Below are 26,225 nucleotides of genomic sequence, written 5' to 3'. Positions count from 1 at the left end.
CCGACCCTGCGCAGATCCAGCAAAAAGGCGTCGACAAGCCGTTCGCCTCGATCGATTTCGATTTCCACCTGTACCGCGAGAGCGACGCCATGCCGAGCACGACCGTCGCCCGTCCGCGCGCCGCCGCCTGATCCGCATGCAGACACCAAGGAGAAGCCATGCCTTTTTTTGACGCCGGCACAAGTCGCCTGCATTACCGTACCGACGGCGATCCGGCCCGCCCCTGCCTGGTGCTGTCGAATTCCCTCGGCACCGACCTGGGCATGTGGGACGCCCAGGCCGCCGAACTGGCCGCCGATTTCTTCGTCGTGCGCTACGACACCCGCGGCCACGGCCAGTCGGCCAGCGGCCCCGCCACCATCGAACGCCTCGGCCGCGATGTCGTGGCGCTGCTCGACCACCTCGGCGTGGCAAAGGCGGCGTTCTGCGGCATCTCGATGGGCGGACTGACCGGGCAGTGGCTGGGCATCCACGCCGCCGGCCGCATCGAGCGGCTGGTGCTGGCGAATACGGCAGCCCGGATCGGCACGCCCGAGGGCTGGAGCGCACGCGCCGGGCAGGTGCGCGCCGAGGGCATGGAAGCGATTGCCGACGGTGCGCCCGCACGCTGGTTCACCCAGGACTTCATCGAACGCGCCCCCGACACGGTGGCGCGGATGGTGCAGACGCTGCGGACCCAGGACGCCGAGGGCTATGCGGCCTGCTGCGACGCCCTCACCCATGCGGACCTGCGCGAGGCCATCCCGCAGATCGGCGTGCCGACGCTGGTGGTAGCGGGCGAATACGACCCGGTCACCACTGTCGCCGACGGCGAATGGCTGCGCGAGCGGATCGCCGGCGCGCAGCTGGCGGTGGTGCCGGCCTCGCACATTTCGAACGTCGAAGCCGGCGCCGCGTTTACGCGCGCGCTGCGCGGCTTCCTGCTCGGCTAAAACAACAAGCATCGCAAGCACGGCCGCCTGTCCCCGGACGGGCGGCCGTGTCTTTTCAAGGAGACAAAAATGGAAACGAGACTGATCATCATCGGTGCGATCACGCTGGGCTACTTCGCCCTGATGTCGATCATCACCTACCGGGTGCGCCGGCACGCCAACAGCAGCGACGGCATGACCGCGGGCGGCCGCAACTACCCGGCCTACCTGATCGGGGCGCTGCTGCTGTCCGAGTTCATCGGCAGCTCGGTCAGCATCGGCACCGCCCAGAAAGGCTTCGAACTGGGCATTTCCGCGGCCTGGAACCTGGTGGCGCTGTCGCTCGGCTTCCTGCTGCTGGCCCTGGTGCTGGTCAAGAAATACAAGGAGAGCGGTCAATCGACGATCTCCGGCATCCTCGCGCAAACCTATGGCGAGCCGGTACGCTATGCCGCCTCGGTCCTGACCATCGTCGCACTGTCGATCGTCGCGGTCGCGCTGTACGCCGGCGGCGGCGCGGTGCTCGCCGCGGTCCTCCACATCGACAAGACCACCGCGATCCTGCTGACCGGCGGCATCACCGTCATCTACGTCAGCCTGGGCGGCATGCGCTCGGTCGTTTACACCAACTTCGCCCACTCGATCATGAAATACCTCGGCATGATCCTGGCGCTCGCGTTTGCGCTGGAGGCAAGCGGCGGCATCCAGGTGCTGCAGGTGCAGCTGCCGGCCAGGATGTTCGACTGGGTCGAAGTCGGCTGGGGCCAGATCGTCGCGTGGATGATCGGCGGCATCGGCTCGATCTTCGCGACCCAGTACGTGATCCAGGCCCTGGTCAGCACCGACAACCCGGCGGTGGCCAAGCGCGCCTGCTTCTACGTGTCCGCGCTGATGATCCCGTTCGGCCTGATGGCGGCCGTGGTCGGCATGTGCAGCGCCGTGATGTATCCGGGCGTGAAGTCGATCGACGCCTTCCCGACCCTGATCGCGCACATGCCGGCGTTTTCGGCCAGCGTGATGGTGGTCGGCCTGGCCGGCGCCCTGTTCGGCGGCATCGCCGCGACCACCCTGGCCTCGGCGACGCTGGCCATGAAGGATTTCTACGATCCGATCTTCAACAAGGAGAAGGACGACCGCAAATCGGTGCGCTTCATCCGCATCGCCATCCTGTTCGCCGGCCTGCTGCCGCTGGTGCTGGCCCTGTCCGCGGACAAGCTCCTGATGATCGCCTTCCTCGGCAAGGCCCTGCGCGCGACCCTGGCCGTGCTGGTGCTGATGGCCTTCTACGCGCCGACCTTCGGCACGCCGCGCGGCGCCTTCGTCGGCGTGATCCTGTCGGTGGTCGCCACCATCGGCTGGTTCCTGGCCGGGAACCCGTTCGGCGTCGACAGCTCCTACCTGGCGTTGGCCGCGCCCCTGCTGACGATGGGCATCAGCCACCTGTTCAAGGCGCCGCCGGCGCCGAAGCTACCGTCGGGCTCGACGGCGGCGACATCCTAGGTCAGCCCTTCGGCGGTCGCCGGTTGGCGACCGCCACCAGCGCGATCAGCATGACGCGGCGCCGCCGGGCTCAGCCGGCGAGTATCCGCGCGATGCCCTGGCCGACCAGCCGCGCCACCGTCACCGCCAGCAAGGCAAGCAGGATCAGTTGGCAGAGACGCAGCGGGAGCTCGTGGCCGCGCCAGCGGCTGCCGAAACGCAAGGGACGGTGCAGACGCGTTGCCAGGTTCGATGGTGCCAGCCGAAGTTTCATGATGGTCTCCGCTTATAGGCTCTTGTGTAAGGCCAGCATACGCCGGGTCTGGCCCGCCCGCAAATGCATGTCCGGCCAAACGTACATGCCGCATGGATTCTGCCCTAAGCCGTAGGAAAGTTTATACTCGCGGGCAAGGCCGGCGCGGTCCGCCAATAAAAAAGCGCCGCTGTCGCTTGCGCGGACAGCGGCGGATAACTCAGCCGATCACTGAGATGGAGACACAAAGAAGTACAGAGAACTACTAACGAAGCATGACAGGAAGTTGGGACGCCCCGGGCGGGCACAAGGGCCTGAATGGGTTACCGACTTCCCGTCGTCGCGTCAGCGCAGTCGCACATCCTGTTTTCATTTCCCCGGGCACGTTTCCACGGGCATATTTTTCCCGTCACGGTTAAGATCAGTCCATGTCCCGTTTCCAAGCTGTGGACGTGTTCCGGGTACTGGCGATCCTCGCCGTCATCGCCCTGCACACGGCCAGGCACGAAGGTCCCGGCGCGGTCGGGAGCGCCTTCGATGCCGCCACCTTCCTGAACCAGGGCGAACGGTTTGCCGTTCCCCTGTTCTTCATCCTGTCCGGCTATTTCTGGTCGGCAAAATGCAGCGGCCGCGCCGATTACCTGCGCTGCTCGCTGGCGCTGGCCCGGCGGGTGCTGCTGCTGTTCGTGGCCTGGTGCGCCGTGTATTTCCTGGTATCCGAGCTCGACACGCTCGGCCGGCTGGGCGTGGCGGGCACGCTCGCGGCGTGGGCCACCCGGCTGGCGACGATGCGCGGCGGCTTCGCCACGCTGCTGCTGCAGGGGGCCAAGGTCCACCTGTGGTTCCTGCCGGCGCTGGCGATCGCGGCACTGATCAGCGGCGCGCTGCTGTCGCGCCAGCTGGAGCGCAGCCTGTTCGTCCTCGCGATCGTCCTGTACGCGATCGGGCTGGCCGGCAAGGCCTATGCCGACACCCCGTTCGGTTTCCACATCGCCTTCAACCTGCGCAATGGCCCATTCTTCAGCCTGCTGATGTTCGCCACCGGCCACGCGCTGCGGCGCCGCGGTCCGCAACCATCCTGGGCCGCCACCGGCGCCCTGCTCGCCATCGGCGGCCTGCTGCTGCAGCTGTGCGAGGCCGGCTGGCTGCACCACCGCTTCGGCACGAACATGGCGCAGGACTTCACGCTCGGCACCTGGCCGTTCGGGCTCGGCATGGCGATGATCGCGCTGGCGGACCCGCGCCCGGCGCGGATCCCCGCGCTGGCCGCGCTGGGTCCGCTGGTGCTTGGGGTCTATGCTTCCCATTACCTGTTCGTGGACGGGCTGCGCGCCGTCGACGGCATCGAAGCCGGCCCGGCCGGCGGCTTGCGCTATGTGATGCTGGTATTCCTGCTGTCGCTCGGCTTCACCTGGATCGTCTCGCGGATACCGGTGGCGCGCCGCGCCGTCACCTGAACGGCTAACGGACGCCCGATTCCCGGCAACTACGGTAGGATCGGGGCATGTGTGGACGATTTGACCAAAGCCAGACCGCGCGCCACTACGCCAGTGCGTTCGGCTGGGCCGATGCCGTCTTCGACAGCGAGTCGGGGCCGACCACGAATGCCGCGCCAGGCACCTACCGCCCGGTGATGCATATCGAGGATGGCGAGCACCGCGTCGACGACGTGTTCTGGAGCTACCGCCCCAAATGGGCCGAGGGCAAGATTCCTATCGCCATCAACGCACGCCTCGAAAAGCTGGCCAGCAGTTACTGGTCGCGCCTGCTCAAGAATGGCCGCGGCGTCGTGCCCGCCGACGGCTGGTACGAATGGACCGGCGAAAAAGGCCACAAGCAGCCCTGGCACATCCACCGCAAGGACCACGCTCCCCTGTTCCTGCTGGCGCTCGCCAACTTCGGCTCCTTCGAGGAAAACCGCGCGGAAGCCGGTTTCGTGCTGGTCACCGACGACGCCTCGGGCGGCATGCTCGACATCCACGACCGCCGTCCCGTCGTGCTCGGCGCCGAGGATGCCGCGCTCTGGCTGTCCCCCGCCCTGAGCCCGCAGCAGGCGCTCGAACTGGCCCGCCATGCGGCCGTGCCGGCGGAAGCCTTCGAGTGGCATCAGGTCAGCAAGGCCGTGAACCGTCCGAACGCGGACGGCCCGCAGATCGCCCAGCCGGTCGACGAGCAGGACGACGACGCATAAAAAAAAGCCCGCTCGAGAGCGGGCTGAATCTAATCTCTTGGGGAGAATAGAGGAGACGTGATTATTATGCTGCGCCGCACAAGGCTCGTCCAATTGCCTCTCGTGATATCTATCATCCGGCAAACGCATAGCTTTCCCTTTTGACCCCAATGAATTGTGTATGCAACAATGCGATTGCAACAACACTGGTACGCCAACATAATATTTATGGGGACTAATTTAGAATGAAAACGATAAAGTCAGTTACCGCCCTGGCCTTGATGAGTGCAAATTTCGCCTTTGCCCAGATGCCCCAACCCGTGGTCGCCCTGATCGCCACCGGAGGCACGATTGCGATGAAAATCGACCCGGTGAAAAAAGCCCCTGTCCCCGCGATTTCCGGGGAAGATTTGCTTGCCACGGTTCCCGATGTAGCCAAGTACGCAAGAGTCGAGGTGAACAATGTGTCGAATGTGCCGTCCGACTACATGGATCCGCCGCGCTGGGTTCAGCTGACCAAGGTCGTGTCCGATACGCTGGCGCGTCCCGACGTCGCCGGCGTCATTGTCTCGCATGGTACCGATACCCTCGAGGAAACCGCTTACTGGCTCGACCTCACCGTCAAATCCGACAAGCCCATCGTCCTGATCGGCGCCCAGCGTAATGCGTCCGAGCCGGATTTCGACGGTCCGCACAACCTGTTGAATGCGGTGCGTATTGCGGTCGATCCGCAAGCCAAGGGAAAAGGCGCGCTACTCGCCATGAATAGCCAGATCAACGCCGCGCGCGATGTCACAAAAACGCATACGTCGAGCGTCGAAACCTTCAAGTCCGGTGATTATGGTTTCCTCGGCGAAGTCGATTTTGACCGCATTACATTTTCTCGGGCACCGTTGCGCCGCCAATATATTGGAATCAGAACCGACAAAATGCCGGATGTGGAAATCGTCGCCATGTACGGCGGCGCTGACGGGCGTCTGCTGCGGTCGGCGGTCGACAGTGGCGTCAAGGGGATCGTTGTGCAGGCGCTCGGCTGGGGCAATATGAATATTCCCATGTTCAATGCGGTCAAGTATGCGCTGTCCAAAAAGGTCCCCGTCGTTATTGCGAGTCGGGTGCCGAACGGACGAGTGCTGCCGAATTACGGTTTTGAAGGCGGAGGCAAAACGCTGGTCGACGCCGGCGCTGTCATGGCTGACGACCTGTCCCCGCAAAAGGCGCGCATCCTGCTGATGCTGCTGTTACAGAGCGGCATAGCTGACCAGAAAAACCTGCAGGCGGCTTTCAGCCGTTGAGCTTCGTTTCTCGGGTGGCGGAGTCTGCGGCATGGCGTATCGCCTCAGGCTCTGATATTCTTATTGCATGAAACCGGCAAGCTGAACGTGCCGTGCGGCGAGCTCCCATCATGCAAGCAAATCTAATCCGACTATGAATACCACCACTCTTTCAGGCAGCGCGGCGACAACGCAGCGCGAGCAACTCGAAGCCAGCAGCTATGCCAAGGTCACTGCGCGCCTGCTTCCTTTCCTTTTTATCTGCTACGTTGCGGCTTATCTCGACCGCGTCAATGTCGGCTTCGCCAAGCTGCAAATGCTGAATGACCTGAAGTTCAGCGAAACGGTCTATGGACTCGGCGCCGGCATTTTCTTCATTGGTTATTTCTTGTTTGAAGTCCCCAGCAATATCATCATGCACAAGGTCGGTGCACGCGTCTGGATTGGCCGCATCATGATTACCTGGGCGATTCTGTCCGGCGCGATGGTATTTGTCAGCAGTGCGACCATGTTTTACGTGCTGCGCTTTTTCCTTGGCGTAGCCGAAGCAGGCTTCTTCCCCGGCATCGTTCTCTACCTGACTTACTGGTTCCCGGCGCAGCGCCGCAGCCGCATGAATGCCTTGTTCATGATCGGCATCCCGATTGCCGGCGTGGTAGGCGGTCCGCTGTCGGGTTGGCTGCTGAACGCCATGCAGGGCTTCCACGGCATGGCCGGCTGGCAGTGGCTGTTCCTGGTGGAAGCCGTACCGTCGCTGGTGCTGGGTATCGTCACGATTTTCTATTTGCCGAATAGTATCAGCGCCGCTTCCTGGTTGAGCGACGAGGAGAAACAGCTGCTGACGGCAAATATAGCTAACGAGAATGCCGGCAAAACGGACCATTCGCTGTCCGGTGTGTTTGGAAATCCACGCGTCTGGCTGATGGCTGTCATCTACTTCTGCTGCATGATGGGCCTGTACGGTGTCGGCTTTTACCTGCCGACGCTGATCAAGGCTGCCGGCGTCAAGGATGCGCTGAATGTCGGCCTGTTGACTGCCATTCCCTATGGCTGCGCCGTGGTCGCGATGTTGGCGATTGCGAAAAGCGCGGACCGCACCCGCGAGCGCCGCTGGCACTTTACGATCGCCAGCGCGCTTGGCGGCCTGGGCCTGATGCTCGCCACCATTTATGGCAACAATGTGGTCCTGGCGATGGCCGCGCTGTCCCTGGGTACCGCCGGCCTGCTGGCGACCATGCCGGTGTTCTGGACGTATCCGAGCGCCATCCTGGGCGGCACCGCGGCCGCCGCTGGTATCGCCATGATTAATTCGGTCGGTAATCTGGCCGGCTTCGTCAGCCCGTCGATTATTGGCTGGATGAAGGATGTGACGCATAGCACCAATGCCGGCATGTATGTCGTGTCGGGCGCCTTGTTCCTTGGCGCGGTCCTGGCCTTGCTGCAGCCGCGCAGTCTGGTGAATCGATAAGGCTTCAGTGAATGCATCGGCGCTCCTTTCCGGATCCACGACCCGGAAGGAGCGTCGCATCTTCGACATTCCACGCGGTCCCGCATTCCGTGCGCAGCGCATGGGTTCAATGCAGCGCTCGACGCTGTCCAGGCCACATTATATTTCTGTAATGTGGCTTTTTCCTTAATTCAACATATACTCTTATAGGCAACATCCACGTGCGATGCTGGGAAACCGGCACACGTGCGGGCGGCGCCATTCGCGGCGGCGGCCCGACCGGCCGCCTTCATCACTAATAGGATCGAGGAGTCCATGCCGAAGTACATCCTGAAGGTCAATGGCGCGCCCAAAAAGGTCGAAGCCGATTCCGATACCCCCCTGTTATATGTCCTGCGCGACGATCTTGGCTTGCGCGGGCCCCGCTTTGGCTGCGGCCTTGGCCAGTGCGGTGCCTGCACGGTCCACCTCGACGGTGCTGCGGTCAGGTCTTGCGTGATGCCGGTGGCGGCGGTCGGCAAGGCTGCCGTCACGACGCTCGAAGGCTTGGGCTCGAGCCACCGGCCGTCGCGGCTCCAGCAGGCCTTTATCGACGAGCAGGCGGCGCAGTGCGGATACTGCATCAACGGCATGATCATGCAGGCGGCCGATCTGCTGAAAGCGAATCCGACACCGTCCGAGCAGCAGATCCGCGAAGGCCTGGCGATGAACCTGTGCCGTTGCGGCACCCACAAGCGCATCATCCGCGCGGTACAGCGCGCCAGCGGCCAGCCGGTCACGGCCTAAGGAGACATCATGATCCAGGAACAAGACGCAAAGCCTGCCTCGCGCCGCGCCTTCCTCAAGGGCGCAGCGCTGGTGGTCGGCTTCTCATTGGCCCCGGCCGCTTTCATGAAGCCGGCCGAGGCAGCCGCGCTGGCCGCCGGCGCTGCGGCCAAGTCGGTGGCAGCCGACGACGTGGCGGGCTTCCTCGCCGTGAGCCCCGACGGCAGTGTCAAGGTGTATTCCGGCAAGGTCGACCTCGGCACTGGCGTGCGCACCGCGCTCATGCAGATCGTTGCGGAGGAGCTGGACGTGCCGCTGAATAAGGTCGAACTGGTGCAGGGCGACACGCTGCTGACGCCGGACCAAGGCCCGACCTTCGGCAGCCTGTCGATCCAGGTGGGCGGCATGCAGATCCGCCAGGCCGCGGCCACCGCACGCGAGGCCTTGCGCCAACTCGGCGCGGCCCGGCTCGGCATCGCCGCCGCGGATGCACGTACCGTGGACGGCACGGTGCGCGCCGCTGATGGCCGTGCGGTCGCCTACGCAGCCCTGGTGGCCGAGGCGCCGCTGGCGATGAAGGTGGACGCCAAGGCGCCGCTGAAAGACCCGGCCAGCTACCGGATCGTCGGCAAGCCGGTCGCGCGGGTCGACATCCCGGCCAAGGTCACCGGCGAATTTGCCTACATGCAGGACTTCCGCCTGCCCGGCATGCTGCATGCGCGGATAATCCGCCCGGCCGGCATCAAGTCGCAGCTGCTGTCCGTCGACGATAGCCAGGCGCGCCACGTGAAGGGCTTCGTGCGCACTGTCCGCAAGGGCAACTTCCTCGCGGTGCTGTCCACCTCCGAATGGGGCGCGGTCAAGGCGTCGCGTCTGCTGAAGGTCCAGTGGAGCGACTGGAAGGGGCTGCCGGAAAAGAGCAAGGTATTCGAGCACATGCGCAGCGAGCGCGTCGTCAACGACGAAGTGCTGCAGAAGGCCGGCGACGCGGCCGCGGCGCTGGGCGCCACGCCGCGAGTGCTGTCGGCCGACTACCATTTCGCCGTCCACACCCACGGCTCGATCGGTCCCTCATGCGCAGTGGCGGACTACCGCGACGGCCTGATGACGGTCTGGACCTCGTCCCAGATGACGCACAACCTGCAAAAGCAGATCGCCCTGATGCTGGAGGCTAAGCCCGACAGCGTGCGCTGCATCTATATCGATGGCGCCGGCTGCTACGGCCGCAACGGCAACGAGGATGCGGCCGCCGATGCCGCCCTGATCGCGCGCGAACTCGGGAAGCCGGTGCGGGTACAGTGGATGCGCCATGACGAGCATGGCTGGGACCCGAAAGGTGTGCCGACCACGGTGGCCATCAAGGGAGGACTGGACGGCAACGGCAAGCTGGCAGCCTGGTCGTCGGAGACCTGGCTGCCGACCCGGCCGAAGGATTTCTACGTCCCGCTGGTGGCGGCCCAGCATGCCGGCCTGCCCAGCGACCTGGATCATCCGGGGAACATCCATCAGGGCCTGGCGATCCCGTATGCGATCCCGAATCTGCAGGCCACCGTGCACTGGATCGAGAGCACACCACTGCGTGCCAGCTGGATCCGCACCCCGGGCCGCATGCAGAACAACTTCGCGGTCGAGTCCTTCTTCGACGAGATGGCGCACGCGGCGGGCGTCGACCCGTTCGAGGCGCGCATCCATCAGCTCAGCGATCCGCGCGGGCTGGAACTGCTGCAGCGGCTCAAGGAAGCGACCGGGTGGCAGCCGTCGGCGCCGCGTTCGAACATCAACGGCAGGATCGCGCGCGGGCGGGGAGTGGCCTACGTCAAATACGAACTCGTGCGTACCTACGTGGGCGTGGTGGCGGATGTCGAAGTCGACCTCGACAGTGGCGCGATCCGGGTCGCCAAGTGCACCGTCGCGCACGACTGCGGCCAGGTGATCAACCCCGACGGCTTGAGAAACCAGATCGACGGCAACGTGATCCAGACCGTATCCCGCACCCTGGTCGAGGATGTGCAATGGGACGCTTCGAATGTCACCAGCGTGGATTGGGTGAGCTACCCGATCCTGCGCATGCCCGAGGTGCCGAAGATCGAGTACGTGGTCATCGACCGCCCCGCCGAAAAGCCCTGGGGCGCCGGCGAGCCGAGTGCCGCCGTGATCCCGGCCGCGATCGGCAATGCCGTGTTCGATGCGATCGGCGTGCGCTTGCGCGAGGTGCCGTTCACTCCGGAACGCGTCAAGGCCGGGCTGCTGGCCTTGCATGGCGCCGCAGCCGGCACAAGCTGAAAAGCGGTACCACGGACCGGCGCGGACATCGGTTGCCGCACTCCTGATTCTTCTTCAAGATTAAGCTAAAAAAGCCCGCAGGCCGTGCGGCTTGCGGGCTGAACCCGGCCCCCAGAGACAAGGCCGGGAGAGCAAAACCATTCCCGATCAGTGCTGGCAGCTCCCGGTATCGCAGGCGGCGGGCGTGCCATCGGCCGGAGCATCGCCCCTTGCGGCGTCGGCGGGCGCCTCGGTCTGGTTCGACAATCCGGCGTTCCTCGGCGACTGCGGATTGCTGTCGTAGGCCGGCTCGATGTTGCCGGCCGGGCTGGCGGCGGGGGCGGCGGCCGCGCCCTCGGCGGCGGCATCCTGCGTGCCCGCCTCGGCGCCGGTGGGGATGGCGGCGGCGTTGTATGCTGCGGATTGGTTGGTGCCGCTGGCAAGCTCGGCGGCGGTCTGCGATTGCTGGCCATTGGCGGGGTCGGTCACGCCGGCGCCGCATGCGCTCAACAAGACCACGGCACCGCAGCACAGCACGGCATGGCGTCCGATTGTCGAAGCAAGAGCAAGAAGTTGTTTCATCTGGAGTACCTACGGCAAAAAGCGAATGTACTCCTTTGACGCAAGGAAACTGCCAAAGTTCAACTTTTTCGAAAAAAGATTTCCCTTGGTAATGAAATGGAAACGGAACTCAGCCAACACGGATCAGCTTGGGCGCACGTCGTTATGAGCTGCGTCGTATTGCGCGCGGCAACTGACTCGCGGTGAACATGGTCTTACTACCAGACCGAAGGACATAAGCGAGGATTGCGCGATGGGTGAATATCTAAGAATTCAAGAGATGCTCAAGGAAGGCGAGGCCTATGCCGGCCTCATCCTGGGCAAGGACGGCGAGGCGGACTACCACCTGGTGCTGCTGGCCGACGATGTATCGGATGTCAGCTGGCCGACCGCACGCGAATGGGCACTGTCCCAGGATGGCGACTTGCCCACGCGGCGCGAACTCGCCCTGCTGTTCGCCAACCTGCGCGAACGCTTCGACCGCGTGTGGTACTGGTCGAACGAGCCGCACGATACCCGGCCGCAGCTGGTGTGGGGGCAGAACTTCGCCAGCGGCATCCAGACCGTGTATGGCCGGCCCTTCCGCGGCCACGCGCGCGCGGTGCGGCGGATCAGCAGCAGCTGAGCCGGCGCAGCGCAGGCGCTGTCCGTTTAATTGGCGGAGGCGGCAGTGGTCGCCGGCGCCGGCGCCGCCACGTTCGAACGGCCGATTGCTTGGTCCACATTCGCCAGGAACCAGGCCGTCGTCGCCATGACGGCGACGTGGCGGCGCAGGTTGTCGGGATCGACCTTGTCGAAGGTGTCGGCCGTGGTGTGGTGGTAATTAAAATAGTTGGCCGAGTCGATCCACGGCTCGAAGCTCGGCACGCCCGATGATTCCAGGTCGTGCAAGTCGCCCGAGGCAATCACGTCTTCGCGGCGGAAGGCCCCTGCGCCCATCGGATACAGCGCGGCTTGCAGCGGTGCCATCAGCTTGGCCGACTGCAGGCTGACGCCGCCGCGCAGCCCGAACGGGCGGCCTGAGCCGTTGTCGTCCTCGTAGGCGGCGAAGTGCTTCTCGGCCGTCGTCTTGAAGGCATCGTTATAGGCTTTGCCGCCGCGGCCGCCGTTTTCTTCGTTCATCCAGGCCACCACGCGGATGGTGCGGCGCGGACGGTAGTCGAGCTTGCGCAGGGTGTCGATCACGCCCATGGCACTGACCACGCCGGAGGCGTCGTCGTTGGCGCCGGTGGCCAGGTCCCAGGAATCGAGGTGGCCGGACACCAGCACGATCTCGTCGGCCTTGTCGGTGCCGGGCCAGTCGGCGATCACGTTGTAGCTGTCGGCGTCCGGCAGGGTCTGCGGGGTCAGGGTCAGGTGCAGGCGCACCGGGCCGCGCTTGGCCAGGCGGGCGAGCAGCATCGAATCCTCGATGGTGATTGCGGCCGCCGGAATACGCTTGTCTTCCGGCAGGTTGGTGGCGCCGGTGTGGACGATGCGGAAGGCCGCGCCGCCGACGGCGCGCACCAGGGCCGCTTGTGCGCCCATCTCGGCCGCCATGCGCGGACCGGCGCCACGGAAGGCCACCGCCTGTCCGTAGGCGGTGCCGGCCAGGCCGCGGTCGGCCATGTTCTGGTCGAACGGCACGTCGAACAGCACGATCCGGCCCTTCACCTCGGCCGCGCGGGCCTTCAGCTCGTCGAAGCTGCGCACCACGATGACCTCGGCCGTGATCCCGGCCGCCGGGGTCGCACCCGAACCGCCCAGGGCGGTCAGCACGACTTTCTGGGTGACGCCGGCCGGACGGCCTTTGTAGTCGACCACTTCGCCGGTCTCGGCCCCGCGCACCCAGTGCGGCACCTTGACCGGCTGCAAGGTCACCTTGGCGCCCAGCTTGCGCAGCTCGCCGGCGACCTGGGTCACGGCGGCGGCGGCGCCGGCCGAGCCGGACAAGCGCGGGCCGACCAGGTCGGTCAGGTCTTCGAGACGCTGGTAGGCATAGTCGCTCTGCATCGCCGTATCGCGCACCTTGGCGAGCGCCCCCGGATCATTACCGGGTGTCGCGGCATTCGCGAAGCCGCCCAGCAGGGTGGCGGCAACAAAAGTAAGGGCAGGAAGACGGGTGCGGCGGTTCATGCAAGTGTCCTTTGGTTCGGGTCGAAATGACCGAAACAATAACGCAATCGCCACCGTTTTAGGAAATTTATTGCGATAAATACATAAGCGGGGAATTCTCAAGCGGGAACCAGGCGTACCAGCGTGATCTCGGATGGCGCCCCGAAGCGCTTCGGCGGCCCCCAGTAGCCGGTGCCGCGGCTGGTGTACACCCACAGGGAGCGCACCCGGTTCAGGCCCGCCACGAAGGGTTGCTGCAGCGGCACGAACAGGTTCCAGGGGAAGAACTGGCCGCCATGGGTGTGGCCGGACAATTGCAGGTCGAAGCCGGCGTCGGCCGCCGCCGGCGCGCTGCGCGGCTGGTGGGCCAGCAGCACCTTGACGGCGACGTCGTCCGGCGCCCCGGCCGCGGCCAGGTGCGGATCGCTCTTGTGGGCCGGATTGAAATGCTGGGCCGTGTAATCGGTCACGCCGGCGATCATCAGGGCAGCCTGGCCGCGCCGCCGGATCACGTGCTCGTTGAGCAGCACGCGCAGGCCCAGGCGGCGCACCTCGGCGATCCACTGCTCGGCGCCCGAATAGTATTCGTGGTTGCCGGTGACAAAGAAAGCGCCGTCCGGCGCCGCCAGGCGCGCCAGCGGTTCGGTATGCAGGGCCAGTCGCTGCACGCTGCCGTCAACCAGGTCGCCGGTCACGGCAATGGCGTCGGGCTTGAGCGAATTGACCTTGTTGACGATGGCATTCAGGTAGGCGCGCTTGATGGTGGGACCGACGTGGATGTCGGAAATCTGGGCGATCGCGTAGCCGGACAGCTCCTGCGGCAGACCGACGATCGGCACATCGACCCGCACCACGCGCGCAAGGCGGCGCGCATTCACGAAGCCGATGCCGGTGACGGCCAGCGCCAGCAGGGGCACGGCGATCGCGCTGTTACGCATGAGCGCCGGGCCGACCGAGCCGGTGAGCGTTAGGATCAGCAGCAGTACGTCGCGCGCCAGGGTCAGCACCAGCAAGGAGGAAAAGAAGCCCATCGCCAGCAGTCCGGTCCAGGCCAGCGGGCCGGACCAGCGGCTGCGGCGCAAGCTGGGCGCGACCAGGCCGATCCGCACCAGCAGCGCTGACAGCGCCAGCAGCAGGATACCGATGAGCATGCCCAACACGCCCAGTTCCATACCTGGCAGCAAGCGCAGACCGATGTACAGGTGCACCAGCACCAGGATTGCAAGAAAGGAAACAGACGTTCGTCGGCGCGCCATGGACTGAAGTCAATAAAAGAAGACTCCTGCTAGATGGGGCGGGCCTGAACGACTGCAAGCCCCTGCCGTTCTAAATGTTACGGTCACTGATGCAGGTGTAAGAATCTGTATTAACCGGTGGCAGCCTCGCCCGTGGGGGCTATAGTTACCCTCATGCCTTACGTCGTTGAGATCATCCAGATCCCCGTTGAGGCCGAAGGAAAAGCCATGTTGAACAAAAAATGCTTTGGTGCGGTGCTCCTGGCCGCGGCCGCCGTGTCCTCCACGGCAATGGCTCAAGATCGGGGGGCAAACACGGTGATCGGCGCACTGGCCGGCGCGGCCATCGGCGGCGGTGCAGGCGGACGCGACGGCGCCCTGGTCGGCGCGGCGATCGGCGCGGCCGTGGGCAACTCGGTCCGCACCAACGACGATTATTACTACCGCAACCGCGGCTACGCCACCAGCGACTATTCGGGCGCTTACGCGAGCAACTACTACCAGCCGGCACCGGCCGCCGTGTACGTGGAAGAGCGTCCGAGCTATTACTACGAACCGCGCCCGGTATACGTCGAATCGCGACCGGTGTACGTCGAATCGCGACCGGTGTATGTGGAATCGCGCCCGTATTACGATCGCGGCCGCTACTACGACCGCGGCTACGAACGCCACCATGGCGGCTGGGGCTGGCACCACTGATCGACGCCTCACCTGAAGAAACCGCGCCCCGGCGCGGTTTTTTTTTGCGCCGTTCGCATTAAGTGTGGAATCTTTTCGGCAAACGCCCGATCCAACGTCAACCTGAACCGTTGACGGAGGGACCATGCCAGTGCGGCAGTTCGAGCAATTTCTCCAACACGTCTCCAGCCTGACCCGGCGCCAGCGCGACCGGCTGTTGGCGCTGCTGCAATCGGCGGCCGGACTGGATCGGGCACGCGACCTCATCGACCACCCCGGCACCACACCAAGCTGCCCACGCTGCCAGGCCGATTGTCCCTACCGGCATGGCCATGCGAACGGCCTGCAGCGCTATCGCTGCCGCCTCTGTGCGCGCACCTTCAACGCCCTGAGCGGCACGCCGCTGCCCCGGCTGCGCCACAAGTCCCGCTGGCGCGACTACCTCGACGGCATGCTCTTTCTCCTTCCCCCGGCTAGCCCAGTGCGGCGGCGCCTGTGCCGCCACGGACCGGAGGACACATGCTCGAAGCGGGCGACATCATCACCTTGGCGGCCGGCGCCTGGCGCCTGCGCGAACCGCTGGCCAGTTCCAGTTACGGCCTGCTGTGGCGCGCCGACCCGGCCGGCGGCGGCCTGCCCGCCGTCCTGAAACTGGTCAATACCGCGCAGATGGCCCAGGCCCTGCCGCCGCAACGCCAACGCTGGACCGACTGCCTGGAAGCCGAGATCGCCTTCCTGCGGGCGCTGCGTCCCTGGGACCAGCGCCACATCGTGCGCCTGCTCGACAGCGGCGAGCACCTGGGCCAGCCGGCGATGGCGCTCGAACTCCTCGACGGCGACCTCGGACGCCACCTCGACATGCTGCGCGCACGCGGCGAGGCGCCCTCCTTCGCCCAGGCGCTGGACTGGACCGCCCAGGCCAACCAGGCGCTGGCCAAGGTCCACCAGTACGGCTGGCGCCACCTCGACCTGAAGCCCGCGAACCTGCTGGTGGACGGCGCTGGCGCCCTCAAGCTGACCGACTTCGGCACCAATCGTCCGCTGGCCGACCGCGCCCCCCATTCCTACGCCGGCACCGCCAGCTGGCAGGCGCCCGAACAATTCTTCCCTGGCGCCGACGGCCGCTACCTGACCGACGCGCGCAGCGATTACTTCGCGCTCGGCGCCCTGCTCTACCACGTGGTCACCGGCGCCATGCTGCGCTTCAGCAGCGCCTGCGGCGGTGCCTGGCGCGAACACGGCATGAAAGGCGCCGCCGTCCTGCGCGCGCGCCAGGGCGGCGGCCTGCCGGCCATCCTGGCGCCGGACGAGGCCGCGCTCTACCTGCGCCATGCCGGCCTGGCCACGGCCGTGGCCGGCGATGCGGCCCTCGGCCTGCTGCGCGCGCTGCTGGCCCCGCGTCCGGAACAGCGGCCCCGCCACGCCCTCGAGATCAGCCGCCTGGTCGAGCGCGCGCGCGGCGCCTGGGCGAACGACGCCATGCGGAGCGCGGCATGAGCGGCGCGGCGGTCTATCGCACGGCAGCTGCGCGATGCGACGCCGGTGCGGAGGCGTGCGCGGCGCGGCGCGGCGCTCGCAGGCCGGTCGCCGCCCTGCTCCTGCTGCTGTGCTGTCTGCAGCTGGCCTGCCTGCTGCGCGCCCCCGCCGCCTGGATGCCGGCCCGGATTGCGGTCGCGCTGGACGCCGGCAAGGACATGGTGCTGGACGGCGCCGCCCTCGGCCTGCCGCCTGCCGATGGCGCCCGGATCCGCTTGCGGCGCGATGCCGCCGGCAGCTGGTGGGCCGCCGATGCCGGTGCCCAGCCTTCCCTGGCGGTGCAGCGTGGCGAACTGCGGCGCCGCGCCGGCAGCGTGCTGCTGGTCCAGGGGCAGCGCTTTCGCTTGGGCGCGACCAGCTTCGACATCGATGCCGTCGACGCCGGCAGCGTCGCGTTCAAGCGCGGCGGCGCCCGCTGGCGCTACGACGGCGCCACCCTGCTGCGCGGCGGCCTGCCCCAGCCCGACTGTCCGGACGCCCGGCTGGCGGCGCGCCTGGTGAGCGCCTGGAACCGGCTGCTGCCCTCGGTGCTGGGCCTGGCCCGGCCGCTGGTCTTCGGCGGCAACCTCGATTGCGGCAACCGCATCGCCATCGCCGGCGTCGCGGCACCCGCCGCCAGCATCCGGCAGACCCCGGACGGGATGCTGCTGGCGGGCGGCGCCGGTTCCGACCAGGCCCCGCTGCTGCTGCTGCCCGCCGGCGATCCGCGCGATGCCGTGCTGCTGGCCGAGCGCGAGGCGCGCCTGGACGGCGCGAATGCCCTGCAACTGGGCCGCACCCGCCTGCTCCTGGAACGCAACGGCGACCTGCTGCATCTGCAGCCGGTGTCCCACGTCGGCCTCTACCGCGAAGCCCAGCTGCGCCTGCCCGAGGGGGTCAGCTGGTCATGGACGCGGCGCGATCACTGGCACCTGCCGGAGCAGGCGACGCTGCCGCTGGCCGCCGCGCTGGCACTGACGGCGGCGGCCGGCGCGGCCCTGCTCCTTTCCGGCGCCGCGTGCCGCCTGGGCCGCGCACGCAGCCTCGGCGCGCTCGGCGCCCTGCTGCTGGCGAGCACCGGCGTGGCGCTGCTGTACTTGCAGAAGAGCGGCGCGCCGGCCGGCATCGGCGTCAATCTGCTGGCTGCATGGGGCGCGCTGTGGTGTATCTGGCTGGCCGCCGGCCGCTCGCTGCCCGCCTGCGCCGCCGTCCTGCTGCTCGCGATCGGCCTGCTGGCCCAGCTCGACATGGGCCTGGGCGGGCCGGAATCGTCGTGGCTGCGCTACGCCGGCAAGACCGCTGCGCTGCTGGCGATCGGCGCCGGTTCCTGCGGGCTGCTGCGCGCCCTGCGCCCGTCGCACGGCAGCCGTCCGCTGGCGCAGGCGCAGGTCGAACTGGCCCTGCTGCTGCTGAGCGCTGTGGCCCTGCTGCTGCTGCTGCTGCAGGTCGCGTTCGGCGACGAGACCGGGGTGTTCGACCTGCAGCCGGTGGAATTCGCCAAGCTGGCGCTTAGCGCCCTCACCGCCCACTGCCTGGCGCTGGCCTCTAGCGGCCAGCCGGCACCGGGTGGCGCGCTGCTGCGCGCGCTGCGCCTGGGCGCGCCGGCGCTGCTGTTCCTGGTGCTGCTGGCGGTGGCGTTGGTGCAGGTCGACGATTATTCGCCGCTGATCCTGCTGGCGGTGTGGGGCGGCGCGATGGCGCTGGCCTTCGCGCTGGCCGGCGCCCGGCATGGGCTGGCGCTGGCCTGCGTGGGCGCGGCCCTGGCCGGCGTCGCCGGGGTCGTGTTCCTGCGCGCCGCCGGGCCGGGCGAGTTCGCGCGCTGGAACTTCTATGCCGACCGCTTCATGGTCTGGCTCGACCCGGGCTCGCATCCGCATACCGGCCAGCAGCTGCTGCTGGGCGCGCAGGCCATCGCCGGTGGCGGCTGGTTCGGCGCCGACCACCTGTTCGGCCTGGCCTCGCTGGGCCAGGATGGCGGGCCGCTGCTGCGCATCCCCGCCGTCCAGGATGACTTCGCGCCGTCCTTTTTCCTGAACCGCCACGGCCTGGCCGCCGCCCTGCTGCTGTGGTGCCTGCAGGCGCTGTTCCTGGCCGGGCTGCTGCACACGGCGGTGCGCTGCTGGCTGGACGTCGCCCGCGCACGCGACTTCCGCCTGGCCTGGCGCGCGCGCTTCCGCTGCTTCCTGCTGTGCGGCGGCGCGGCCTTCACCGCCGGCCACTTCCTGCTCTCGTGGGGCACCAACCTAGCGATCTTTCCGGTGATGGGCCAGCCGATGAGCTTCCTGTCGGCGGGCGGTTCGCACCTGCTGTTTTTCATCTGCCCCCTGCTAGCGGTGTGCGTCGCCAGCGACAGCGCGGATTAGTGCCCAACATCAGAGGAGAATGAATCATGCCGGTCTACGTACAGCACGAAACCCTTGCCAGGATCAACGATGTGTTCAGCCCCGAGGCGATCTGGCAGGCGCCCGGGCTGGCCCTGTTCGCGCGCCGTCCGCTGCTGCGCGACCTGCTGGAGCGCGCGCCGCGCGAGCAGCGCGGACGCGCCGCCACGCGCTGCTTCTCGCACGTGACGCTGGCGCTGCCGCAGGAAGAAGTCGACGACGACCGCCACCTCACGCGCGGCGCCCGCGTGCGCGACCTGGCGCAGGGCCTGACGGCGCTGCACCAGAAGGATTTCGGCGACCTGCTCGGCGGCGACGACGTGCGCTACCACGTGGTCGGCGCCGAAGACCTGGCGCCGGGCGAGGTCGAGGTCCGTTTCGGCCACGCCGTCTACCTGCCGGCGCCCGGCGAGAAGCTGCAGTACACGGTCAGCGTGTCGCGCGACAGCGCGGTCTGGAAGACGGTCTGCCCGGTCTACCCGAACCAGCGCCTGACCCTGATCGGCCACGACGAGCACGAAGCCACCCACGTGGCGCCCGGCTGGCCCTTCGGCGCGGAAGGCGCGATCCTCCTGATCAACGACGGCCCGGAGTCTCCGCTCGAGGTGCAGGTGCGCCCGAAGGACGCCTTCGACTGCAGCTACGACCAGGCCGGCGGCTACTTCACGATCCGCTCGCGCCGCGGCGGGGTCGACGCCGCCGGCGCGCCGCTGCGCCTGCTGCTGCGGATCACCCCGGCGCCGGGCGCGCGCAGCACGCCTTCCCCATCCGCGCCGGCCCGCGCCGCCTCGCCGATCCCAGCCTGCAGCCCATCGGCGCCGGCGCCCTCGGCCCGCCCGGCGGTCTGGAAGCCGCGCCAGGCACTCGAAGCCGACATGACCGCGGTGCCGCTGGCCCGGCCGGCGCCGGCCGCCGCGGAGGGCGACGCCACCTATGCGCCGGTGGCGCGCCAACGGGTCGCGCTGGCGGCCCTGGCCCTGCCGCGCCTGTCGCGCTACCGCGAGACCGGCGCCGAGGCGCTGGAGATCGGCCTGAACCGCGCGCTGGCGCCGTCCGCGCCGGGCGCCGACATCATCCTCGGCTTCGCGGTCGACGACGGCGACGTCCTGCATGCGGTCACGGCCGCCGGACGCCAAGCGGTGGCGGCCCCCAGCACCTTCAGCCCGGTCGAGGGCGCCAAGGTCGAGCTGCTGGCGCCCGCGCCCGAGATGGCCGAGCGCTACCTGGCCCTGCTGCGCCTGCCGCAGGCGCCGGCGCTGCCGGTGGCGCCGGGCGCGCGCTTCCTGTTCGGGCGCGGTGCCCCGATGCTGGCCGCCCTGCGCGTGCTGGATTCCCCCCGCTTCCTGCGCGCCGGCCCGGGGACGCCATCGTCCAGCGCCGATCGCCTCGGCCTCTCGCGTAAGGCCTTCAGTTTCGAGGCCGGCCCAGACGGCTACCGCATCGCGCGCGCCAGCGCCACCCAGGCCCTGTACCACCTCGACGAGCAGCTGCGCTTCGTGGCGGCGATCGGCGAGGCCACGCCGGAGCAGCCCTACCGGCTGCCGCCCGGCCACCACCTGGTTGCCGGCCATTACGTGCTGCGCTTCGATGCCTGATGAGCGCCTGATGATGAGCACGGCGAATCCTTGGGCCCTGGCTGCCGCTTACGGCCTCGGGCTCGTGCTGACCCTGGTGCTGGCGGCCGTGCTGACGCCGCGCCGCTGGTGGCGCCGCCCGACCGCCGGCACGCTGGTCCTGGTGGGCGGCGGCACGCTGGCCTTCGGCACGCTGTTCGCGGGCCTGCTGGCGACGCCCGCACGGCCGGTGGCGGCGCCGGTCCCGCCGGCGACACCGGTTCCGCTGGCGGCGCTGGCTTCGTCAGTCACGCCCGCGCCGCGCTACCGCGTCGTCGACGACCTGAACCTGCGCGCGGCGAAGGCGACCGGCGCGCCGCGCCTGGCGGTACTGCCGGCCGGGACCCTGGTCACGCGCACCGGCGCGGCGGACGGCGACTGGTGGCGCGTGCGCGCCCGCTTGAAAGGACAGGACGTCGAAGGCTGGGCCAGCAGCCTGTGGCTACGCCGGGTCGACGAGCGCGCCGTCGATCGTTAAGCGCATCGGGTTGTAGCGCACGATGCCCACCTGCGTGGGGGCGGTCGGCACGAAGCCGAGCGAGGCGTAGAAGGGCACGGCGTGGTTCGAGGCATTCACGGTAAAAGCCCCCGGGTGGCCGGGGCCGAAGGCAGCCCGGCTTGCCGTCTCCCACAGCCGGCGCGCGATGCCGCGCCGGTGGAAGCGGCTGTCGACGTACAGGCTGTAAACATGGCTGCGCTCGCGCACGGCGATGAAGCCGGCCAGCGTCCCGTCGACCTCGGCCACGTGGTAGACATAGCCTTTGTCGAGGAAGCCGCGGATACCGTCCTCGCCCTGCTCGGTCAGGAACACGGCGCCGTCGGCCGGCGTGGATTCGTGCAGGATGAAGGCTTCGGCGGCGCGGCGCAGCAGCGCGGCGGCGGCGGGAATGTCGGCGGCGACCAGGGAGCGGATTTTCATGATGTTGCCAGTGTAAGGGAAAAGTCCTGCTAATCGTCGCTTGGTTTTTTGCTATTTCCGGTTAGAGTACGGGGATGCAGATTCCCGAAGGCTCGATCGCTTCCTCCCTCCGCTTCGGCGCGTTCGACGTGGCCGCCGCCTCGCGGCTGGGCGCCGGGCCGCGCCTGCGCGAAGAAAACCAGGACAACCTGCTGCTGATCGACAGCGGCGGCCAGGCCGTCTGGCTCCAGGACCAGCAGCCGCAGCGCCGCCGGCTGGCGCGCTGGCGCCAGGGCCATGCGCGCCTGGCCGTGCTGGACGGGATGGGGGGCCATGGGCATGGACGCGAAGCCGCCGAAGCGGTGGCCGCCGGCCTGCTGGCGATGCCGCCCTGCGACTCGCCCGCCGAGCTGACGCGCCGCCTGGACGCCTTGCACGCCGAGCTGCAGCACCATTTCGCCATGCTGGCCGGACCGGGGCCGCGCCCCGGCACCACCCTTACCATGCTGGAGCTGCCGGAAGGCGGCGATCCGCTGCTGTACCACGTCGGCGACTCGCGCCTGTACGAGATCACGCGCGAGCGCGTGGCGCCGCTGACGGTCGACCATGTGCCGGCCACCGCCTTCGCGATGGCCGGCCTGCTGGGTGAGCAGGAATGGTGGCAGCAGGTGCACGGCGAGCACCGGCCCCAGGTCTCGCAGGCCTTCATCCTCGGGAACGCCTTCGCCAACCCGGCCCAGCTGAGCGATCCGCTGTTCGAGCTGACGCCGCTGAACCTGCCATCCTGGCTGTGCGCCCTGCCGGACCGGCGCGCGCTGCGCCTGCGTGCGGACGCCAGCTACCTGCTGGCGACCGACGGCCTGTGGTCCTGCTCCGATCCCTACGGCTGGGTGGCCCAGTGGCCGCAGCTGCTCGGCGGGCGGCTGGATGCGACCGGCATGCTGGCGGCCCTGCTGCGCGCCTACGAAGCGCATCCGCCGGCCTTCTTCTACCCGGATAACGTGACGGCCATCCTGCTGCGCACGCCGGGCGGCGCGGCGCGTGAGGAAACCGTCCTGCCGGGCGCCTGAACTCGACTAAAATCACGTAAGCTTGTTCCAACGCCAAGGCCGAACCCGCCAACCCGAACCACTACCCATGATACGCTGCAGCAGCCCCGACCATCCGCACTGCACCGCCTGGATCATGCCCGGCGAGCAGGCCTGCGCGCATGGCCACGGCCAGCCGGCGGCGGACGCCCTCCCCTCCAGCTTCGGCATGCTGCAGGCCGTGCGTGCCAGCCGTGACGCGCTTGACGCGATCCGGCCGGGCGAGCAGCCTGGGCCACGGCTGCACATCAGCGGCTTCGACCCGCGCGCCGCCGGCGGCCGCCAGGCCATCAAGCTGGAGCTGCGCGGCATGCCGGACGACTGCCCGGCCGAACTCAGCATGCTGCTGCAGTCGGCACTGCTGCCCCAGGGCGGCGGCCGCCAGACCTTCACCCGCAGCCTGCGCGGCGGCTGGCGCCCGGTGGTGGTCGAGTTCTCGTCGCGAGGGCGCGAGCATGGCCAGTACCGGGTCGACGTCGAGCTGCACGCCCGCGACGGGCAGCAGCCCGGCGGCGCCCGCACCTGGGTCGCCACCGTGGTGCTGCTGGTGCCGCGCCTCGATGCCTCGCTGGCGGAGATCCACCAGACTTATCTGACGGCGCGCCGGAAGGTGCGCATCCAGGCCGACGACGCCTCGATCGCGCGCCTGCACGGCCTGGACGCCGCCGGCCCGCTCGACCTCGCGATCGACGCCCGCAACGCGTCCATCGCCCAGGTCCAGTTCGGCGCGCAACCCGGCGCGACCGAGGGGAAGATCGACCTGGCGCTGCCGACCATCGCCTGGGACGAAGAGCTGATCGAGATCGACCTGCCGGCCACGCGCGCGGCCCATCCCTGCCCGGCATCGAGCGCCTGCGTGGTGGCCGCCGAACCGGATGCCGGCATGCAGCGCCACCTGCGCCTGCTTGCCCGCGACGAATGGGTACTGGGCCGGATCGATGCCGATGCCGACCTGCTGCTGTGCCACTACGGCGAGCGCGGTCCCGAGCACGACGGCCTGACGCGGCGCATCTCGGCGCGCCACGCGCTGATCCGGCCGGGACGGCAGAGTTTCGAGATCGAGGACGTGTCGCGCTACGGCCTGCTGCTGGACGGGACCTGGCCCGGCAGGCACAATCCGGTGCCGCTGCGGCTGGGGATGCGGGTGGAGCTGACCGCCAGCATCAAGGGCGTGGCGGCGCTGGTGGTGACGGCGCTGCTGCCGCATGCGGTGGTGCTGCACCGCGTCGACGCCGGCGGCGCGGCCGAATGCTTCATGCTGCTGGCGCCCGAGACGGCCCCAGCCCATGCCACTACAGCGGCCGCCGCCGGCTGCGCCTTGCCGCGAGCGGCCGTGCTGCCGCAACTGTTCCACCGCGACGGCGGCTTCTGGCACCGCGACCCGGCCAGCGGTGCGGAAACGCCGCTCGGCCCGGCGGCCGCATTGAACCGCCTGGCGGGTTTTCACGGCCGGGTACGTTTCACGGCCGGCGCCTACCCCGAAACGCGCGCAGCGCGCAGCGCCGACCGCCGAGCCGGGTCGCAAGTCGCGCCGCACTGAAGGGGCGGCACCGCGCCCGTCAGGGCCGCAACATCAGGAACACAAGCGCCGCCCCGGCCAGCAAAGCGGCCTGTAGCGCGAACACAATGACCGGTATCTGGATTTCCTTGGGAATATGCATCGCAACCTCCCCGCCGTTAGCGCAACTATGCAAGCGATGGCTACCTGTCATTATGCCACCGGCATAGAAAGTGCCAAGTTCTATCGTATGTGCATTTCCGCGTAGTATTAATGTCCTGGGAGAACTTCTTTCACCTAGTACATTTGTCTATACCGTTTAGTACTTTCTGCTGATGTAAGGGCATTAATTTGTCTCTAATATACCGAACAGGGATGCAGAGCAATAAAACTCAGCAAGAGACGATGGTGCCCGGTAGATGTCACCGATCAGGCCGCAAATAACGACAAGTAGCCCAGCGCATCGGCTGAGCACATGCGTCCGATCGGATATCTGCCGTTCCTGCCACTGACCGCGAAAGCAGGCCGGCGAGTCCGGGTGTTTGCCTTCACGACAACGACCAAGCGAGTTTTCCATTGCCTTGGGCTAAACAAGCCAGGTGATCCAATGCGTAGCAATCATCTTGTATGACGGGCGACAGCCTGACATGCACTGGTATGCCGCGCGCCTCAACTCATCCCTCCGGCTGTCTACGCAACAGCAATATCGTCCCATCGCTAGTAAAACGTTCCATCCCAACAACGATAAAGGAAACCTTTCCATGCCTGTCACCGCGACTACCCTGAGCAACACCGGCTCCACGACGACGTCCGCCACCTCGGCGACCGCAAGTGCTGCTGCTCCATTGGCGATCACCGCCGTCGCCGTTGACAACATGATCAATAATTCCGAGACGAACAGCGGATTTCCGATCGCCGGCACCAGCACGTTCGCCTCGGGAATCGTCACCATTAATGTGTACGCAGCCAGTGACCTCAAGCAAAGTACATTACTGAAGAGCTATACCGCCTCGATCGCTGCGGATGGTAGCTGGCAAGTCCCGAAGCAAACCGTCGGCAAGAGTTTCGACCTGGCCGACGGCGACTATGTTTTCGTCGCCAGCACGACAAGCGGAAAAAAGGCGATCACCTCGAATCCGGTTTCTGTCACGCTGGATACTGTTGCACCGACTGCCCCTACCGTCAGTTTGTCGAGCGACACCGGCATCTCGTCCTCGGACAAGATCACGAGTAAAGGCGCGCTGAACGTGACCGGCATCGAAACCAACGCCACCGTGGCGTACAGTGTCGACAACGGCCAGACCTGGAGTGCCACCTTCACGGCCAAGGAAGGCGTCAACGCGGTACTTGTACGACAGACCGACAAGGCCGGCAATATCTCCGCAAGCACCGCTCTGAACTTCACTCTGGACACGACGATTGCCAAGCCGACGGTCGCGCTGGCAACCGACAGTGGCGTGGCAGGCGACAGCCTCACCAATAATGCGGCATTGGCAGTAAGTCCGGCGGCATCCGATGTGACCCGTACGTACACTATCGATGGCGGCAAGGCTACAACGACCTATGTTGCGCCGACTCCAGACGGCAGCCATACGGTAGTGGTAACCGACACCGACACGGCAGGCAATACTGCCAGCAGCACGCTGACATTCATTCTCGACACGACCCCACCGACGGTGGCGATCAACCACCTGGCTGGTGCAACTGGCTTCGACAAAGGCTTCACCGTGACTGCAGGAGCAGCGGTCACCCTGACCGGTGCGACGCTGGACCAGTTCGTCAAGACCACCGCAGCTGGTGTTGATACCTACACGGCAAAAGCGGGTGCCTTCAACGGCGAGACGGTTTCCGTCTCGGCGACTCTGGCTGATGTAGCGGGCAACACTGGCTCGGCTGTACTGGCTCTGGCACCGATCGACACGACTGCACCGACGGTAGCGATCAACCACCTGGCTGGTGCAACTGGCTACGACAAGGGCTTCACCGTGACTGCAGGAGCAGCGGTCACCCTGACCGGTGCGACGCTGGACCAGTTCGCCAAGACCACCGCCGCTGGTGTGGATACCTACACGGCCAAGACTGGTGTCTTCACTGGTACCGAGA

General features: G+C 67.3%; 23 protein-coding genes. 18 read left to right on the top strand and 5 right to left on the bottom strand.

Annotated elements, in window-relative coordinates:
• Positions 1-158: 158 nt before the first annotated feature.
• Both pcaD and ACI48D_RS25605 read left to right on the top strand, forming a co-directional pair.
• The gene (gene pcaD, locus ACI48D_RS25610) at positions 159-932 is read left to right on the top strand and encodes a 3-oxoadipate enol-lactonase (protein ID WP_435574061.1); all 774 of its coding nucleotides are present in this window, start codon (positions 159-161) and stop codon (positions 930-932) included.
• 69 nt (positions 933-1,001) lie between these two features.
• Positions 1,002-2,411 carry a sodium:solute symporter family protein gene (locus tag ACI48D_RS25605; protein WP_435574060.1) on the top strand — a complete coding sequence of 470 codons (1,410 nt, stop codon included), beginning with the start codon at positions 1,002-1,004 and terminating at the stop codon, positions 2,409-2,411.
• Positions 2,412-2,481: 70 nt separating this feature from the next.
• Here the strand turns inward: ACI48D_RS25605 and ACI48D_RS25600 are convergent, their stop codons facing one another.
• On the bottom strand, positions 2,482-2,664 hold the full coding sequence (locus ACI48D_RS25600; RefSeq protein ID WP_435574059.1) for a hypothetical protein: 183 nt from the start codon (positions 2,662-2,664) through the stop codon (positions 2,482-2,484).
• 407 nt (positions 2,665-3,071) lie between these two features.
• Here ACI48D_RS25600 and ACI48D_RS25595 point away from each other — a divergent pair, with 407 nt between their 5' ends.
• The 6 genes from ACI48D_RS25595 to ACI48D_RS25570 all read left to right on the top strand — a co-directional run bounded on the left by ACI48D_RS25595 (position 3,072) and on the right by ACI48D_RS25570 (position 10,582).
• Entirely contained in the window at positions 3,072-4,100 is a 1,029-nt protein-coding gene (locus tag ACI48D_RS25595; protein WP_435574058.1) for an acyltransferase, read from the top strand.
• Positions 4,101-4,147: 47 nt separating this feature from the next.
• Positions 4,148-4,834 carry an SOS response-associated peptidase gene (locus ACI48D_RS25590; RefSeq protein ID WP_435574057.1) on the top strand — a complete coding sequence of 229 codons (687 nt, stop codon included), beginning with the start codon at positions 4,148-4,150 and terminating at the stop codon, positions 4,832-4,834.
• 260 nt (positions 4,835-5,094) lie between these two features.
• Positions 5,095-6,108: an asparaginase gene (locus ACI48D_RS25585; protein ID WP_435574063.1), complete on the top strand. Its 1,014-nt coding sequence runs from the start codon at positions 5,095-5,097 to the stop codon at positions 6,106-6,108.
• Positions 6,109-6,241: 133 nt separating this feature from the next.
• Positions 6,242-7,555 carry an MFS transporter gene (locus tag ACI48D_RS25580; protein ID WP_435574056.1) on the top strand — a complete coding sequence of 438 codons (1,314 nt, stop codon included), beginning with the start codon at positions 6,242-6,244 and terminating at the stop codon, positions 7,553-7,555.
• Between the two features lie 294 nt (positions 7,556-7,849).
• A complete protein-coding gene (locus tag ACI48D_RS25575) occupies positions 7,850-8,320 on the top strand; it encodes a (2Fe-2S)-binding protein (protein ID WP_435574055.1) in 471 nt (156 codons plus the stop codon).
• A gap of 9 nt (positions 8,321-8,329) precedes the next feature.
• On the top strand, positions 8,330-10,582 hold the full coding sequence (locus tag ACI48D_RS25570) for a molybdopterin cofactor-binding domain-containing protein (RefSeq protein ID WP_435574054.1): 2,253 nt from the start codon (positions 8,330-8,332) through the stop codon (positions 10,580-10,582).
• Positions 10,583-10,729: 147 nt separating this feature from the next.
• Here ACI48D_RS25570 and ACI48D_RS25565 read toward each other — a convergent pair whose 3' ends face one another.
• Positions 10,730-11,143 carry a hypothetical protein gene (locus ACI48D_RS25565; protein ID WP_435574053.1) on the bottom strand — a complete coding sequence of 138 codons (414 nt, stop codon included), beginning with the start codon at positions 11,141-11,143 and terminating at the stop codon, positions 10,730-10,732.
• A 232-nt stretch (positions 11,144-11,375) separates the two neighbouring features.
• Between ACI48D_RS25565 and ACI48D_RS25560 the strand changes: the two genes are divergently transcribed.
• A complete protein-coding gene (locus ACI48D_RS25560) occupies positions 11,376-11,747 on the top strand; it encodes a DUF1566 domain-containing protein (RefSeq protein ID WP_435574052.1) in 372 nt (123 codons plus the stop codon).
• Between the two features lie 26 nt (positions 11,748-11,773).
• Here the strand turns inward: ACI48D_RS25560 and ACI48D_RS25555 are convergent, their stop codons facing one another.
• The gene (locus ACI48D_RS25555) at positions 11,774-13,237 is read right to left on the bottom strand and encodes a M20/M25/M40 family metallo-hydrolase (RefSeq protein WP_435574051.1); all 1,464 of its coding nucleotides are present in this window, start codon (positions 13,235-13,237) and stop codon (positions 11,774-11,776) included.
• Between the two features lie 98 nt (positions 13,238-13,335).
• Positions 13,336-14,472, bottom strand: a complete 1,137-nt coding sequence (locus ACI48D_RS25550) for a metallophosphoesterase (RefSeq protein WP_435574050.1) — start codon at positions 14,470-14,472, stop codon at positions 13,336-13,338.
• Between the two features lie 207 nt (positions 14,473-14,679).
• On the opposite strand from ACI48D_RS25550, the gene ACI48D_RS25545 reads away from it, so the two are divergent.
• From ACI48D_RS25545 to ACI48D_RS25520, 6 genes are all read left to right on the top strand, one after another.
• On the top strand, positions 14,680-15,150 hold the full coding sequence (locus ACI48D_RS25545) for a YMGG-like glycine zipper-containing protein (protein WP_435574049.1): 471 nt from the start codon (positions 14,680-14,682) through the stop codon (positions 15,148-15,150).
• Between the two features lie 124 nt (positions 15,151-15,274).
• Entirely contained in the window at positions 15,275-15,778 is a 504-nt protein-coding gene (locus ACI48D_RS25540) for a transposase (RefSeq protein ID WP_435574048.1), read from the top strand.
• Positions 15,676-16,626 carry a protein kinase domain-containing protein gene (locus ACI48D_RS25535; RefSeq protein ID WP_435574062.1) on the top strand — a complete coding sequence of 317 codons (951 nt, stop codon included), beginning with the start codon at positions 15,676-15,678 and terminating at the stop codon, positions 16,624-16,626. Before ACI48D_RS25540 ends, ACI48D_RS25535 begins: the two co-directional genes overlap by 103 nt.
• The gene (locus tag ACI48D_RS25530; protein ID WP_435574047.1) at positions 16,623-19,007 is read left to right on the top strand and encodes an FtsW/RodA/SpoVE family cell cycle protein; all 2,385 of its coding nucleotides are present in this window, start codon (positions 16,623-16,625) and stop codon (positions 19,005-19,007) included. The genes ACI48D_RS25535 and ACI48D_RS25530 overlap by 4 nt, the downstream gene beginning before the upstream one ends.
• A 26-nt stretch (positions 19,008-19,033) precedes the next feature.
• Complete coding sequence (locus ACI48D_RS25525) at positions 19,034-20,620, top strand: hypothetical protein (RefSeq protein ID WP_435574046.1); 1,587 nt, start codon at positions 19,034-19,036, stop codon at positions 20,618-20,620.
• Between the two features lie 10 nt (positions 20,621-20,630).
• The gene (locus tag ACI48D_RS25520) at positions 20,631-21,116 is read left to right on the top strand and encodes an SH3 domain-containing protein (protein WP_435574045.1); all 486 of its coding nucleotides are present in this window, start codon (positions 20,631-20,633) and stop codon (positions 21,114-21,116) included.
• Here ACI48D_RS25520 and ACI48D_RS25515 read toward each other — a convergent pair.
• Positions 21,081-21,557 carry a GNAT family N-acetyltransferase gene (locus tag ACI48D_RS25515; RefSeq protein ID WP_435574044.1) on the bottom strand — a complete coding sequence of 159 codons (477 nt, stop codon included), beginning with the start codon at positions 21,555-21,557 and terminating at the stop codon, positions 21,081-21,083. The genes ACI48D_RS25520 and ACI48D_RS25515 overlap by 36 nt on opposite strands.
• Positions 21,558-21,631: 74 nt before the next feature.
• On the opposite strand from ACI48D_RS25515, the gene ACI48D_RS25510 reads away from it, so the two are divergent.
• From ACI48D_RS25510 to ACI48D_RS25500, 3 genes are all read left to right on the top strand, one after another.
• Entirely contained in the window at positions 21,632-22,606 is a 975-nt protein-coding gene (locus ACI48D_RS25510; RefSeq protein ID WP_435574043.1) for a PP2C family protein-serine/threonine phosphatase, read from the top strand.
• Between the two features lie 67 nt (positions 22,607-22,673).
• Positions 22,674-24,164, top strand: a complete 1,491-nt coding sequence (locus ACI48D_RS25505; RefSeq protein ID WP_435574042.1) for an FHA domain-containing protein — start codon at positions 22,674-22,676, stop codon at positions 24,162-24,164.
• Between the two features lie 605 nt (positions 24,165-24,769).
• Positions 24,770-26,225 (top strand): Ig-like domain-containing protein (locus ACI48D_RS25500; RefSeq protein ID WP_435574041.1); only part of this gene is annotated, 1,456 nt, incomplete at its 3' end.

The organism is Massilia sp. LXY-6, from assembly GCF_051233485.1.
GTDB lineage: Bacteria > Pseudomonadota > Gammaproteobacteria > Burkholderiales > Burkholderiaceae_D > Telluria.
This window is presented reverse-complemented; position numbering and strand designations above follow the sequence as displayed.

Coding starts and splice junctions, on each gene's coding strand:
- ACI48D_RS25595 (WP_435574058.1), top strand. CDS start 3,072: ATGTCCCGTTTCCAAGCTGTGGACGTGTTCCGGGTACTGGCGATCCTC.
- ACI48D_RS25550 (WP_435574050.1), bottom strand. CDS start 14,472: ATGGCGCGCCGACGAACGTCTGTTTCCTTTCTTGCAATCCTGGTGCTG.
- ACI48D_RS25540 (WP_435574048.1), top strand. CDS start 15,275: ATGCCAGTGCGGCAGTTCGAGCAATTTCTCCAACACGTCTCCAGCCTG.
- ACI48D_RS25515 (WP_435574044.1), bottom strand. CDS start 21,557: ATGAAAATCCGCTCCCTGGTCGCCGCCGACATTCCCGCCGCCGCCGCG.
- ACI48D_RS25525 (WP_435574046.1), top strand. CDS start 19,034: ATGCCGGTCTACGTACAGCACGAAACCCTTGCCAGGATCAACGATGTG.
- ACI48D_RS25565 (WP_435574053.1), bottom strand. CDS start 11,143: ATGAAACAACTTCTTGCTCTTGCTTCGACAATCGGACGCCATGCCGTG.
- ACI48D_RS25570 (WP_435574054.1), top strand. CDS start 8,330: ATGATCCAGGAACAAGACGCAAAGCCTGCCTCGCGCCGCGCCTTCCTC.
- ACI48D_RS25605 (WP_435574060.1), top strand. CDS start 1,002: ATGGAAACGAGACTGATCATCATCGGTGCGATCACGCTGGGCTACTTC.
- ACI48D_RS25575 (WP_435574055.1), top strand. CDS start 7,850: ATGCCGAAGTACATCCTGAAGGTCAATGGCGCGCCCAAAAAGGTCGAA.
- ACI48D_RS25590 (WP_435574057.1), top strand. CDS start 4,148: ATGTGTGGACGATTTGACCAAAGCCAGACCGCGCGCCACTACGCCAGT.
- ACI48D_RS25545 (WP_435574049.1), top strand. CDS start 14,680: ATGTTGAACAAAAAATGCTTTGGTGCGGTGCTCCTGGCCGCGGCCGCC.
- ACI48D_RS25520 (WP_435574045.1), top strand. CDS start 20,631: ATGATGAGCACGGCGAATCCTTGGGCCCTGGCTGCCGCTTACGGCCTC.
- ACI48D_RS25510 (WP_435574043.1), top strand. CDS start 21,632: ATGCAGATTCCCGAAGGCTCGATCGCTTCCTCCCTCCGCTTCGGCGCG.
- ACI48D_RS25580 (WP_435574056.1), top strand. CDS start 6,242: ATGAATACCACCACTCTTTCAGGCAGCGCGGCGACAACGCAGCGCGAG.
- ACI48D_RS25530 (WP_435574047.1), top strand. CDS start 16,623: ATGAGCGGCGCGGCGGTCTATCGCACGGCAGCTGCGCGATGCGACGCC.
- ACI48D_RS25560 (WP_435574052.1), top strand. CDS start 11,376: ATGGGTGAATATCTAAGAATTCAAGAGATGCTCAAGGAAGGCGAGGCC.
- ACI48D_RS25555 (WP_435574051.1), bottom strand. CDS start 13,237: ATGAACCGCCGCACCCGTCTTCCTGCCCTTACTTTTGTTGCCGCCACC.
- ACI48D_RS25585 (WP_435574063.1), top strand. CDS start 5,095: ATGAGTGCAAATTTCGCCTTTGCCCAGATGCCCCAACCCGTGGTCGCC.
- ACI48D_RS25600 (WP_435574059.1), bottom strand. CDS start 2,664: ATGAAACTTCGGCTGGCACCATCGAACCTGGCAACGCGTCTGCACCGT.
- ACI48D_RS25505 (WP_435574042.1), top strand. CDS start 22,674: ATGATACGCTGCAGCAGCCCCGACCATCCGCACTGCACCGCCTGGATC.
- pcaD (WP_435574061.1), top strand. CDS start 159: ATGCCTTTTTTTGACGCCGGCACAAGTCGCCTGCATTACCGTACCGAC.